The organism is Komagataeibacter nataicola, from assembly GCF_003207795.1.
GTDB lineage: Bacteria > Pseudomonadota > Alphaproteobacteria > Acetobacterales > Acetobacteraceae > Komagataeibacter > Komagataeibacter nataicola.
In genome coordinates this window covers 25,601-40,508 of sequence record NZ_NIRT01000013.1, presented here as the reverse complement: position 1 = coordinate 40,508, position 14,908 = coordinate 25,601, and the positions used below count along the sequence as shown (strand labels likewise).

Sequence of the window (14,908 nt, the reverse complement as noted above, 5' to 3'; positions counted from 1 at the left end):
CATCAATGGTCACATCCAGATAACGAAACACGGATATCCAGATAACGTTAATTATATGATAAACGATACATTAACTTATGATTGATAACACGTTCTATAATCACACGGATAACAGACTTATAATTTCTTTTTGCGAAACCTTTAATGTCATCATGTAAGCCGCAATCATCACCGGGCTTACCCGCGATAGCGCCTAAGACACATATAATTAATAACCGCTATAATCAAGTATGTCATAATGACATGGGTTTCCGGTTGACAAATATGAAGGTCATGAGTATATAAAGACACATGAAGTCCATGATGTGGCATTGTCTGTCTACATCTATCATCTGAATTAAGGATATTGTCATGAATGCTGTTGAATTCCTAAAAAAGATGGTAGATGACGAAATCAAGTATTCTGTTGTCACAACAGGTGATATCTATAGCCTGTCTGCTAATGACATCTACAAGGCAATTGAAAAGAAAAAAGAAGATTTCAGGAAAGAAATCGGTCGTCCTATCTGTGGTGAAGAAAAGAAGGTTGTTGCCACCATAATAGGTGAACGGGCAAGCGAATTGCTGAGTTCAGCAAGTGACATGGATTTCGAAAACATTTTTGCATTTGGCAAATTAGAAGACATTGTATTTGATACTTACGTGTCAAAAATCCTGATTAAAGAAATCGGAGAAGATATCGTTTCTGTAAAATTGGATAGTGAAACATCCAAAAGATTTAACCCCGAAAACAAAAAACACTTGTCGTTTGATTTTTCACAACTGGTGATGGTGGTGTTTGATACCATGAAACTGGTGTGGAGTGATGATGACCGGAACGCCGTATGGATGTCATCGGATGGCGTCCTGTTTTTTGAAAAACAAGGCGACATGCTGAACCGTGTGTTCGATGCTATCCTGAAAGTCCCCCTGGATATCCCCTGCGTTGAAGACGCAAAAATGGTCCTACAGGCACGCAAAGACTTTCCTGTGAACCCTTGCACGAATTCTGGTGATAGCGTTGTAGATGCCGATTGGCTGTTGCTGTTCGCACGCGCTGAAATCGGTTTTATCCGGTCAATTATGAAATATCATCACACGCCCGATAAAGACTGCGATGATATCAAGAGTAGTTATAACAGATACATCATTAGCGATGACGAAAAAAACAAACTGTTTAATGCAGTCGGGAAATCAGCAATCATCCTGGCGCTGCGGCACTCATACATCGCAAAAGAATATATAAGAGAATTCGGATGCGAACGAACCGCCCTGAAATTCATGTATCAGCAAATGGTATGCATGGACCTGAATGATGATTGGCGTGAACTGAAAACAGTTTGTTATCTCACTGAAGAACTAATTGACTTCATTGTTGAAAACATTGATGACATCACAACAAATGACGCCTGTGAAGTCCATTTCACATATCACAGACTGATATTAGAAACCGTCCGTGTCATGGCGTATGCATCCAGTCCGAATATCTATGGTCACATCTTTGATGAATGCAAAGATATTCCCGTAAAAGCTTTCAGCATTCCATTAACAGACATGGTCCCTGACCTTGTTAATTATAACACAAAGGATATCGAAAGCCTTTTCAGTATATCACATTTCCTGATTGATAAAGCATTGGAAAAAGATACTGAGTTCATGTCGGAAATGGCTAAGAAACTATTTTACGATATCAAAAGACATGAGGTTTCGAAAGAAAACGATACATCAAAGTTCATGACTTATTGGTTCAAGCCAACCGATATCATCACCATGAATGACATCAGCACAAAAATAACAGACCGAGACCTTATCGGTGAAATAGGAAATGCTGTGTCCGAAAAGCCCGGTAACATACCCGTAGCACCCGATGCCGTTATCATACCCCCCGATGATTTTGACGAAATCAATGGGAAAGATGATGAACACAAAGAAATGGTTGCTTTCGAAATAAATGATGATGGCATCGAGGAAGTCATCCCCCCTGACCCCGTGAAAAAACTACATCGAAAAAAAGATACCGAAACAACAGATTTCAAGGTGAAGGCTGGTGAAGGCGAAGTCGCAATCTTCGAAACCTTCCCTGCAAGCATCCTACATCGGAAAAAACGGATTGCCGAAGACTTTAATAACTTTCGGAAACCGCTGAAACTTCGGAAACCGAAAAATATTGATATATCCAAACTGGAGGCAAAGTTTTCCTATGCCAAACATGCAATCAGGGAAATGAAGAAGACATACGATACATATAGCCGATACGGTATCATGGTCCGGTCACCGAACATCATTCTTGTAGGTCCGTCTGGAACCGGCAAGTCAACCTTGGCACGTGAATTCTTCGAACTGGTAGGCATCCCGTCTATGATTCGGAATATGGCAAGCACGCATGATTCATTTTTTCTAACAGGCACACACATGTCGTTCGGTGAATCCACACCGTCACAAGTCCTGGAAGAAGTTGCACGCACAAAATGCCCGAACATGGCTTTCATCCTTGATGAAATCGATAAGGTGACACGTCACCGAGACTACGGTTGCATCCAAGACGCCCTGCTTGGTGTCCTGGATAAGAAGGAGGCACAACACTACCGGGATATCTGGTTCAACAGACCTGTTGACCTGTCATGGCTAACATGGGTGATGACCGCGAATAATCCTGACAATATACTACCCGCCCTGAAATCAAGGTGTACCATCATCAAAGTGGATGCCCCGAGAACAGAACACGTCCCCGTAATCGCAAGGAATGTTGTCCGCGATATCGAAAAAGAACGGGGGCTATGTGAAGGCTGGTTTCAACTGGATAACGTCGATATCACAGCACTGAAAAACGTGTTCAAAGGCGATATGAGGTCATTCAGGAAATACGTTGAATTCATCGTGGATTCAAAAGAAAACAATATGTTCAACGCATAACAGATAACAAAACAACGAAGTCCCTGAGTTTAACATTCAGGGATTTTTTTTAACACACATCATCACAAGGTCTATCAGGCGTTAGCCCCTTCTTAATATTTCCTATATCAGTTGATTGTTTCTTGATGCTATCGCATTGATACACAAGTGTATCAGGCCCGTGTAATGTGTGTGTCTTCAAGCATACATCATATTAGTTAACACATAACCTTATATCATCTTGATATAATCTGGTATCCTTTATGTTAGCAACATAAAAAAGGAGGATATCAATATGAGTGTTATGAAGTCAAAAAAGATTACAGGGTATATTTTACGAACAGAAGAAGTTAACACTTCCAATCTTGGCAAGAAATATAAAAGCATCACATTGAAAACTGATGATGGTGAAGAAGTTGTTTTAACAAATGTGAATGTTTCAGGTGAAATCAACAGGATGCTAAGATTTGGAAACCTTGTCACATTGTTCTATGTAAATGCTGGAATAGGAAATGAAGTCATAGGATGTGTTCAAGGAACAAAATCCATAATCGATTCATCTATTTCACAAGTCATATTGAAAATAACAGGTGGTCTATTCCTGTTGTCATTCATGATTGTCACAATGTTAATGATGTGGATGAATGCAAATGTCATCACGATACTACTTGAATTGGTTGTCGGAGCAAGTTGCCTGATTTTTGCAAGCAACTGGTTTATGCTACGAAATGCAATCAAAGAAACCATGATGACATTTGAAAAGGATGTCCCGTCACATCTTATGTGATGATGACATAATATCTTCTTCTTCTTCTAACCAAGACAAAGCACGGTCATTGGTGTCATCATTAGCATCGTCGATGACATCATCTACTATCTGTTCATTATCAGCATCACGTATTTTTTCAACGTCATCCTTTGATGCGATATCCATTTCATCATCTTCCATGATTTCTTCAGGATACCACATGTTAACCTGGTCAATCATATCCTGTGGAATCTGGTCACCAAATTCTTCCTTCAGTTCAACAATCTGAAAATCGGGAACATTGCTGCTGAACTTTCTCCACAATGCATCAGGTGTGTCCTGTTTCCACAACTTGCCCTGGATGCAATCATTCCAGTCCTTGTATTCTGCTGGAGGATGATGGTCGAAAACTTCCAATCCCTTCGGCGCAATCGCACGGAACTTTTCACTGAACGTGTTTCCCGCACTGTCATTGTCAAAGCAAAGATATACAGACGCCTGGGGGTTGCCTTCACTGATAACCTGAGCCGTCACACGATGAGCATGTTCACTGGTGTTGCCATAAACAGACATCAATATGCTGTTCTCAGGTGAACCGTCATGTTGCCAAGCCGATAACAGGTCCACAACAGATTCACCGACATAAGCACGTTCAATAGCGTCACCATTTCGTAACTGCGTAGATAACTTGGTTCCACCGGCTACGAAAATTGAAAATGACTTGTCGAAGTTTACACCCTTTTGAATGTTCTCAGGTGTCTGCGGTGGTTTCGGTCCCTTACGTTCATATCCAGACAAGCCCCCCTGCGCATCCCTGTGAGCAACCACAAAGCCTTCTGGATTGCACCTGTCACCAGAATAGTCCTGACGGTCCCTGCGAATGTCACCAGATTGATTGAAGGCGGCAATGGTCGCCGGTAAGATGCCACGCGATAATAGGTAAGGGTCATCATTCGGTATCGGTTCACGTCTATCAAAATTACCCTGAAGACGCGCACGGTTCCTGGCAATGACCTTTTCTAAATCTTCGGCTGGCAAACTTTTGCTGATGATGGAGTTGGAGTGCTGTGTAGGTCTTGCATGCATCGTCCGAACGGATGATTCAACAGCAAGCACACGGTCCTGAAAAACCTGTTCATATGCACGCACCATGTCCGATACATCAGGCGTCGGCTTGCGCGTTGCAAACGTGTGACCAATATCGCTGGTACGTTCCGAAAACACTTCATTTAAAACATTATAGGCATCCTGTCTTTGCATGCCCTTGAGCTTGTTTAACAGTTCACCCGTTTCAATCTTGTTGTAGCCATGGTCAACAACAATACCGTCCGCCACGTTCGACCAGGTTCTATGCGTTCGAGGAGGGTTCTGCATGTTAACCGATTTGCGACCACTAACCTTTATGGCATCAGCAACGTCATTGGCGAACAGGTCACTGTCACGGGGATACGATACAAATTCCTTCTTTTCGCCTTCCCTGCCCGTCACATAAACAGGATAGCGTTCTGCATCACGCGCTACGACAAAAACAGCATTCGAACGACTGTCATGTATTAAATCAGCCAAGTCCGACTTCAAGTCTGTATTGCAATCAACAGATGATACCAATATCTGCACTTCATCAGGATTCTTTATCATCCCCCTTTTCTTGAAGTCCTGATAAGCACTGAAACCCGATTTCATATCACGGGCTATTATCTTCACACGCGCATCATCATCGCCAATCTTGCCAATAGACTGCGCCTGATAACGATTGCCCTGTTCCAGTGTGATAGCCTCATAAGAAACCTGTTCACCCGTCTTGAATACAGGATAAACAATAGCACCGTCACCAGTTTCCTTTAACTTAGGCAAAAGGTCACGGATAACATCATCATTCATGCCAAGCGAACGCAATGTTTCACGCGCACCATTTCCTGCTGGTGACATGTCATTGTATTCTTTGATGCGAGACTGCGTTAGTTCACGCCCTGTTTCTTCTGTGACATCAGGAAGTAACAGACCACGCTTGATATAGTCCTGACGCTCACGCTTGTTCAACATGTTGATGCCATACAATTCAAAAGCAAGAATCCGTATAGCCTTCTTTTCCTTCTCATACGGTTTCATTTCAACCGATGGAACATGCGTCCCGTCACGGGTTGTGAATTCTTCCGTCATCATAGGATGACTTCTTATATATAAGTCCAGAATGCTTAATCGGTCTTTGACACCGACAACTTCACCTTCTGCATCATAACGTGGAACAGATGGCATGTTGCCTTCCTGGCGAATAGACCAGATGCCCGACCGTAGATTCTTATACAGAATAATCTTTTCAAATTCAGGCGGCGTCTTCACCTTGCCCGGCATCGGGTCCGTGTCTTCCTGATTAACCAAACGGAAAACATGTGTACTGTAATCAACATGGTCCACACGAAGACGACTTGCATGTATACTGTCTTGCGTTAAATCCCTGCATTCATAATTACGGGATAAAAACTGCGGTAAATCATAACGATACAAACGGTCCCGTAACATATTATATCGTTGTGTTATCAAATTACGTTTTTTGAAATCGTCCATTCCTTCTTCCTCCAGTTGTAGTCCTTCCACTTCCCAAGGTAGCACAAAACGAAGAAAAAAAAGCAATTTAACCAAATAAATGAAGATTAGGCGCTAACGCGGTCAAGCCCGATGATGATTGTGTGTCCTGGTTTTGCCCCTTCCTTGATGCATCCAGATGACACCTGAAACCATGAACACATAAAAAAAGGTGACCATTTTAAAGGTCACCACAGTATAGTTCAATGCGTCTATATCAATTACTGGATGTCGAAGAATTGGCATCGGTAGGTGTTCCAAAGGCATCGGAATCATTAACGTAACTATATGAGTTAGTAGAAGATGTTCCGCCATCAGGTGTGTTTGTCTGCGTATAACTGTAATTAGAAGGATTATATACAGAACCTTGGTCGTTAACAGTTCCAATATTATCTTCAGATTTTAGAACCTGTTGAGCCTGACTTGCTGTTTCTTCACTGAATGTAGATGACTGATTTTCCTGCACAGTTTCACCAATAGGATTTCCTTTGTCGTCTGCACTTCCTGTAGGGTTATAATAATTTAGACTTGAAGAAATAGTATAGTCATGACCTGTTTGACCAGCAAGCGAACCACCTGAACCATAAGTCTGTTCATCAGAATTCGGAATATATAAAGTCGTATCCTGGGTCGCTAAATAATTATTGTATTCCTGTTCTGCTTTGTTAAATGCATCTTCTTGTGAACTTATGCTTGCCTCATCTTCCGATGTTAATGTCTGGTTTGTCAAATAAGGGTCGCCATCGGCATCAGTTGGTTGGTATTCATTGTTAGCCACAACCGCTGCCGCTATCGCTGAACCATATTCGGATTCTAATTTATTTTCTTCTGCGGACGAATTAGATTCCATAGAATTGAGGACTGACTGCAATTGGGCAAAAGTTGTTATAGGTTCGCCGTCCCCGTTATACACATTGCTTAATGTTATCGTAGATTTCCCTGAATTATCGGGTTCGTAATCAGCACCATATTTATTAAATTCATCAAAATTACTTTGGATTTCTAACATATATGAATATATCTGTGATACCTGCCCCTGATTTAAAGCCGTAGCATTTGCTAACGAATAATTAGTAGTTCCACTACCGCTACTGCTATAAGTTCCACTACCACTTCCCGAAGAACTTCCTGAACTTGTGTTGCCTGCGGTACTGCACATGGTATCCGCTGCGTTGAATTCATGAGCAACAGAACAAAATGTTCCCTGAATCGTGCCACCCGTTATTGCAAGCGCCGATAACATAGCCAAGGTAATAAATATCATGATAACGACATATTCAATTGCCGAATTACCTTCTTCCTCCTTCCACATGTCAACTTCCTCCTTTAATTGTTGCTATACAATTAAAAAGGTATCAGGTCATATGGTTTATATAAAGTATTTAACAGGTAGTTAGTCCCTAATTAAATACAAACTGGATAATATGTCACCGTTAAAAGATGACATTCATAAAATGATAGAAATGGTATCAATGTGTCATATTGGTAGTTTGATACCATAGACACATAAAAACGACTGTATGGTCATCCTGTGGATTTCTACGACATTAAAACCGTATCAGGATAACCGACCATGGCTGATGATGACCTGGTGCCTGTGTGTGACGGGTAAACAGGTGAAGGCGACTGTATGGTCATCCTGTGAGGTCTGGTGATGTGTCATCAAGGCTGTGATGATGACCTGGACAACGAGGCGCCTGGTTTACCTGTCGGATGATTGATGACGATGAAGGGGGCGCTATCGCGCTATGTGGCTTTGCCACATCAAGCCCGTGATATAATATAGTTTACAGATGATGCGAACAGGATATCGATTCAGCCCTTCGGGTGTTTGATGACGAACAACGCCGCAGGCGCTCAAGGAATTCTAACCCCTACCCTGCATGAAGACATTATTATCACCGGGCTTTAGTAGATGCTTTGCATCTACAGTGCGATAGCACCATAAGACAAGAAAATATTGTTTTCGAAATCGATTAAGAATCTGAATTCATGAAAACTATAAAATGGAGAAGATTCGGCAATCTGGTTATAATGAATCCCTATAGCGAGTTTGGTGAATTGACAAACGGGCAACGTTTGTGTAAATATTACTGATAAATTACTGAAAACATTACAATAGTCAACATGTGTTATTTTGGTGTTTTGGGAAACATCCAATTTTTGATGACTTGATGATGCCCCGGCGGGGTCCATTTTTCCAAAAAATCAGTTTTTGAACATGTTACCGTGTTCAACACGTAAACCTGAAACCGTGTGTAAACTGTTGTTTTATATGACAATTCTAACAGTTGCGGAATGCATGTGTAACGGCTTGCGAAACACACGTGTAACGGCTTTTTAACGTCCTTGGTAATTTCCTGTAACATTCCGTGATGTGATGCATAATGACATCTTAGACATCATTTCAAGATGAATAATCATCATGTGAACGGTCTCATAATTTCATAGGAAACGGTTTCCATATGAAACCAGAAATATGATGGAATTGAAAATTATACGTCATGGATATCCAGCATTAACAGAATGCGAAATCCAGACCACACATATTCCAGCATATGACCGATAACACATATTATACATTCACCTGACATGACGTAAACGCCACGCCATACACATCGAAAACAAATCCACACATATTATATGAACGACGTGGTTACATGGCTGACACACGAACATAAACAAATAAGACATACCAGACGATAAACACCATACACATTCAGTTAACGAAACACATACCAAAACATATAATGCTACGTTATCGAAAAACGAACGCCACGAATATGGAAACGTCAACGTAATGCATACACGTCTTATATGTCCGCTGAAACGAGAACGGAACACGGTTTTAACGCGCCTGTAACGCCATGTTATCGTTTGCCGTATGTCACATGAAACATGTCATTGAAATCATAGAAACGATACAAGGAATGTTTGGGAAACGTTAACGGAATATATTTAGAACGATACATAATATGTTTATGGAACGTTAAATTATCAATTCATGAGACATACAAAAAACAATCATTGTGTATGAACATAAACGTTAAAAGGATGACTAAGGGGCATATATGATACGTTGAAAGCATGTCCGAAATACGATTAGGAAAACGTGTCATATATATAAAAAGAACGTATGCAAGACATATCGGGGGCATATCTCCATACGTTCAAGGGGCGTTACAATGACGTTAACAGCATCTTAAATTGCCATTGTCGTTGTGATTTCATCTTCTGGAATATCGTCGGTTTTTAGCCGTTCCCTGAGTGTTTCCATGCGCTCGATGACGTGTTCCAATTCTTCTTCCTGTTCTTCTTCCTGCTCTTGGTTTTCTTCCAAAATCAGTTCCAGGTCATCATCTTCCTGCGTCATTATGTCATCAAGTTTCATCTGCAACCTGTGTTTCCGAATTGAATCCAATGCATCTGTAACCTGCTGTTCAGTGACACGGATATCCAATGGAACCAGTTCACGTTCATTCAAACGTGTCTTAGACATAATGCTGATGTCATCGTCTTTCCCTGCATTCATGTTGACGGGTTTGCCAAGGAAACTTTGGTTATCTTCTGGTGCCCTTTTCATTTCCTTACGTTCATCCGATAACCTGTTGGCATCCGATGGCATCATCATGAAATCTGCCAAGTAGTCTTTTTTTACATCTTTCTTGACCATGTTGATGACGTTAGATTTTTCACAGGAAATCATTGAGCCACTTTTTATATCACCGAACACAGCCTCCCTGTTTACAGACTTGTCATCAATTTTATCCGGTGTGTCTTCTTCCGTATCGAAAACCATGGCATTTTTGCTGATACGAATTTCGTTGTCCTGTTCACCACGCTGATTGATGCGATGCTGGAAATCAGCCCCGTTGACGAAGACATTGCAATCCTGCTTATGACGTGTCATCGCCACATAGAACATTTCCGCGCCAAGGCTAGTGCTTGTGTAGACATACGCATTATTGACCGTTGTTCCCTGTGACGCATGAATCGTAACCGCGTAAGCATGCTGTATCTTTGGAAAATCAGTCTCAGGTTTCTTCTTGTTTTGGTCCGAAACCAAGTCAGACCAATAGCAAGTGAATTCCTTTCCTTCGTCCTTGTCCTTATCCATGATGATGGTGACACGAGGGTTCTCAGGGTTGAATGTGTTGGGTTCAATCTTGGTGATGGTCGCAATGTCCGAATTGTTGATGGCTGGTGTGTAATCGGAATCATCACCGTTCTTCAGCTTGACGGTTTCACCAAAGATTATTCGGTCCCCTACCCCGTATGTCGCATCAACAACCTTGGATGCCGTGCCCCTGTTGAACGCCTTTAATGTGACTTCAGGTTCCTTGATGTAGCCAAGTTCTTTATACTGCTGACGAACAATCGCATTCAAAGATGCCACTTCCTTGTTGGAACGTGACACAATCAAACGGGCATTCGGATTCGTGTCCTTCGTGCGCTCCAGTTCATCACGCCAGGTCTTAGCCAAAGCCTGCATCGCGCTATCTTCATCATCCATGATGTTCACACGGTCATGGTCCATGTAAGCCTGCAATGCCTCGTCACCATTCTGCTTAAAAAAGTCCATGGATGCCTCAACCTGCCACTGAACCTTCTGACGACGAATTTGTGTGATGGTCTGTGTGCCAATTTCAGTAGCAAGTATCTTCAATGGGCTACCGGCAGACACAGGCTGTAACTGCTTGGTGTCACCAGCCAAAACCAATTTGGCCCCTGCCCTGGTTGCATGCTGTATCAAGGAACGCATGTCCTTGGTTCCGACCATGCCTGCCTCGTCAACAATGATGACGGAATTGGATGTTAACTCAATATGTTCTGGATGGTCTGGTCTCATACGCATCAGGAAACCATGAACAGCCTTCGCATTGTTCTCATCCGTTTCCGTATCAGCACGCACAACGTCCTTAGCCTTATGCGAAGGTGCAAGAACCCAGACTTCAAGACCAATTTCCTTGAAGGCATCCGTGCCCGTTTTTAATGAGAACGATTTACCCGTTCCTGCGGCACCTTCCACAACAGATACGCCATCAGGTCTACATGCATGACGTACCATATCCGCCTGCTCCTGAGACATCGTAGGACGTTCTGCAATGAACCGTTCAACCACATCATCAGGAACACCTTGCCACTTGCCCTGAACAGCAATCGCCTGGGATACCAATTCCTTTTCAGCCGATATCATGCGAATGGTTGAGTAGGCTGGAATCGTGTTTACCGTCATCTGGTCCTTGTCGAAAACAGGTCCACCAAAACGCCCCGTATTGACATGACCTACCGGAATCAATTCCTTTGACTGCATCAGTTCACTGATTAATGCCTCGCCTTCAGCTACCGAACATTCCCCTTTCAGTTTCCTGAAAACAGCCTCAACAATGTTGCTTTCCGTGAAAACCGATTCCATTTCCTCCAGTTCAGCAATCGCATTCCGAACCAATGTCCGGCAATGCTCCATCTGCTCATATTTGTAATCGGCTACCCTGGCATGCGTGTTATCCACATCCGAACGAACACGCCTACATTCATCAACCAGGCGCGAACCATCGTAGTAGCCATGTTCCCCGAATCTGTCCTGCCATACATCCAGCAATTCATTTTTTGAGGGGACATCACTTTTCTTCTTACGGGTCGCATAACTTGCAAGCTGTGCATGTTCCTTCGATAACCCTAATTCCTGAAGATGATTCTTGATATCCAGACGGCGTGACGAAAACGCCATGCACAGGTCTTCCGATAAACCTTCAATCTCCAAAGAATTCGGAACCTCTGAATGCGCCTGTATCTTGAACAGGTCACCAAGTTCTTCACACAGATACGTGTTGAAAACTTCATTGATAGCCTTCTGGTTAATCAAAACCTTCTTGTTCTCAAGCGTTCCAGTCGTTCCGTCCGAACGCAAACAGATGTTTTCTAAAACAGCATGCGTATGTAAATGCGGGTCGCCACCACGTGACGTGGAATGATGAAACAAAGCAAACGCATATTTATCAGGAACTTCAATTTCCTTGCCACCCTTACCACGCCTGGTGACAATCATCTGCTTTTCAATCACGTAATTTAATACACGCTGAACAGCCTGCTTGCGTTTGTCTTCAATGACATCCGCTAACATCCTGTTGCCATACTTCACATTGCCAAGTCTACTTGCCGCATGAATAACACTGACACACTTAGGAACTGAAAACTGAAAGTCATATGCACTTTTGCGAGTTGAAGTCTTCAACCTGGTTTGCATCAAATCTTTCTTATCAGTCGGGTCACGTCCATCCGCTAACAGTTGAAAAACATTCTTATCAACCAAATCACCAGTCCGAAAACCCCACGGCTTTTCAGTCTGTGTAACCCGGCTACCCGATGCGACTAACCATTCACCTTCAGTTTCATCTACGTCACCAGTGTCCGTATAATATCCCGTGCCATCATAATCAGTGTTCTTAGTTAACTCAGAAGCATCAGTATAATAACTGATATTCCTTACACTCGATACCGTCATAACCATATCATTTGCCCCCCTTAATTATGGAGGCTGATACCACCGTTATATACTTCGATATCTTTTCTAATACACTTCCTACATTTCGATATCGGTCATCCGTGTTAACACACCACCTTTCTATTACCGATATCTTATTATTAGTTTCAACCTGATTGCGACGCATCATAACAAACGCATCCCGCATTTCATTAATCAATGAAGTCGGGTCACAATACATGTTAATCATGTCATCAATTAATTCACCACGCGAACGCCCCGTCTTCGTAGACATCGCATCCAATTTAGCCTTCGCATCAGCATCCAATGTCACATTACACTGTTTCCTTTTCATGGTTATCATCCCCCCTTTAGTTAGTTACCTATCTATTAACCTACCGGATAACTAAACTTATACAAAGGAAAACAGCCATTTATTAACACGATAACCTAATATATTATCATCCCTGTTAAAACGATAGCAAACAAAAGAAATCTAATGTTTTCTAAGGAAAACGTGTGATTGATGTGTAGGAAATATGGAAGATATCATGATATCTGGTATGGTTTGGAGTAGACAAACCTTGTAGAAAGTGAAGCCATCGCAGGTGAGTGTAGCGTCATAACATTTTTTTTAATCCCCCTACACACACAATATGTAACTACAATGCTTGCATTGGTCTTTGTTCGATAACCTTGTATGTAATACTTTTTGTTCACTTTACGGTATTTTACCGGCAATTTACCGGTATTTTACCGTCACCATTTTTCCCTTTATTCTGTAGCAATAACTGAATACTACTTTTGCAAACTTTCCAAAAAGTTGCTACCAATTCGAAATTGAACGGTACACGAACCCCCTGAGACCCGAAATCATCAGGAGCGGGTCTCCCGGAACCCTATTTTAATATCTTTTGAACACTTCATTAATGTCTATTTAACGAATAATAAACGTCATCGTTAATATATATTTAACGTAATCTGTAACTGAATATTAACGAAAACATATACACATAATTAACGCCCCCGTAATGTATCATTAACGGAAACCGTAACATATTATTAACGGGAACTGATACATACATTTAACGGCACGTTAACAGATTATAAATTAAATCTGTAATGTAAATTAAACGTCCGTTGCAACGTGTTTGTAACACATAATTAACACGTCTTTAACGAAACCGTAAACGTCATATTAATGTCTATTTAACGTGGTCTTAATGTCTGCGTTAACGTCTTTGTAACGTTTGCTGTAACGTTTTTGTAACGTTTGCTGTAACGTTTTTGTAACGCCATTCATACGAATGTGTTAACGTCGTTTTAACGTTGTTTATATGACTTATTAACGTGTCTGTAACGTCTGCTGTAACGTTTGCTGTAATGTTTTTTTAACGTTTTTTGTAATATGTCTTGAACGTTTAATGTTTTATCCGGTAGCATCAGCGTTAATGGTTTGAAGACGTTTATATAACATGAGGAGGTAACAGGGAATGGAAAAGATTAATCTTGAAAAGATACAGCGTGTTCGTGAAAGAATTCAGAGTGTTCGTGGGAATTCTAAGCATTTTGAGGTCATGGTTGAAAGGCTTAGGGCGAACGATAAGCCCCGTGTTGTATCTTTGCGTGAGTTGCTAACGTATCCTGATATTTCGTTTGAGGTGACGGCTTTACGTGAAAGCGGTATTTCCTGGGATACGATTGCACAGCATTATTCTGAATCCTTTGGAATTAAAATTGGGATACAGACTTTCCGTGTTTACTATTCCCGTGGCTTGAGGGTCATCAGGGAAAAGGAAGAAACTTCGAACACGGTGGCAAAACCAAAAAAGATTTCAAAGCGCCAAAAGGCAACACCAAAGCCTATCGAAAACACACCCGTTCCTTCCGTTAATGTTGACAATGTTGACACGGAAACAGGGGGTCTTGCCAAGGATGTGTTGAATCCGGTAGTTGATGAATCGCCGGTTGCTGATGTTGATGCCAAGGTGGTGGCTGATGCTGTGTTGACTGGTGATGGTGTATCATCTGTTGAAGTGGAAGGTGATTCTGTTGACGCGGGTGAAGTGGTGGAATCGGGTGAACGGGAAGTGACGCCTGATGAAGTCACGGCTGAAGATAAGAAGGTGACGTATCAGCCGAAGGCGGGTGAGATTGTTAAGGGCAACCGTCCTGCGCGTTTTGACCGTAGAAGGCTGTAAGTTTTTGATGTCCTTGTCTTT

Annotated in this window: 7 protein-coding genes; 3 read left to right on the top strand and 4 right to left on the bottom strand. The window is 41.9% G+C overall.

The features are described 5' to 3' along the window. Positions 1 to 351: 351 nt before the first annotated feature. Positions 352 to 2,892 (top strand): AAA family ATPase, encoded by a 2,541-nt coding sequence (locus tag CDI09_RS09115; protein WP_078528312.1) that lies wholly within the window; start codon positions 352 to 354, stop codon positions 2,890 to 2,892. 274 nt (positions 2,893 to 3,166) lie between these two features. After that, a complete protein-coding gene (locus tag CDI09_RS17650) occupies positions 3,167 to 3,658 on the top strand; it encodes a hypothetical protein (protein WP_146220844.1) in 492 nt (163 codons plus the stop codon). Here the strand turns inward: CDI09_RS17650 and CDI09_RS17645 are convergent. The 4 genes from CDI09_RS17645 to CDI09_RS09100 form a co-directional block, all read right to left on the bottom strand. After that, positions 3,644 to 6,184 (bottom strand): toprim domain-containing protein, encoded by a 2,541-nt coding sequence (locus CDI09_RS17645; RefSeq protein ID WP_146220843.1) that lies wholly within the window; start codon positions 6,182 to 6,184, stop codon positions 3,644 to 3,646. The two genes, CDI09_RS17650 and CDI09_RS17645, sit on opposite strands and share 15 nt — an antisense overlap. A gap of 235 nt (positions 6,185 to 6,419) precedes the next feature. After that, entirely contained in the window at positions 6,420 to 7,514 is a 1,095-nt protein-coding gene (locus CDI09_RS17640; RefSeq protein ID WP_146220842.1) for a Flp family type IVb pilin, read from the bottom strand. A 1,890-nt stretch (positions 7,515 to 9,404) separates the two neighbouring features. Continuing rightward, positions 9,405 to 12,713 carry a MobF family relaxase gene (mobF, locus tag CDI09_RS09105; protein WP_078528314.1) on the bottom strand — a complete coding sequence of 1,103 codons (3,309 nt, stop codon included), beginning with the start codon at positions 12,711 to 12,713 and terminating at the stop codon, positions 9,405 to 9,407. 1 nt (position 12,714) lies between these two features. Beyond that, positions 12,715 to 13,020, bottom strand: coding sequence for a ribbon-helix-helix domain-containing protein (locus CDI09_RS09100; protein WP_167370268.1), 306 nt, complete (start codon positions 13,018 to 13,020; stop codon positions 12,715 to 12,717). Between the two features lie 1,159 nt (positions 13,021 to 14,179). Here CDI09_RS09100 and CDI09_RS09095 point away from each other — a divergent pair. Further along, positions 14,180 to 14,887 (top strand): hypothetical protein, encoded by a 708-nt coding sequence (locus CDI09_RS09095; RefSeq protein ID WP_078528318.1) that lies wholly within the window; start codon positions 14,180 to 14,182, stop codon positions 14,885 to 14,887. The last annotated feature ends 21 nt before the right edge of the window (positions 14,888 to 14,908 follow it).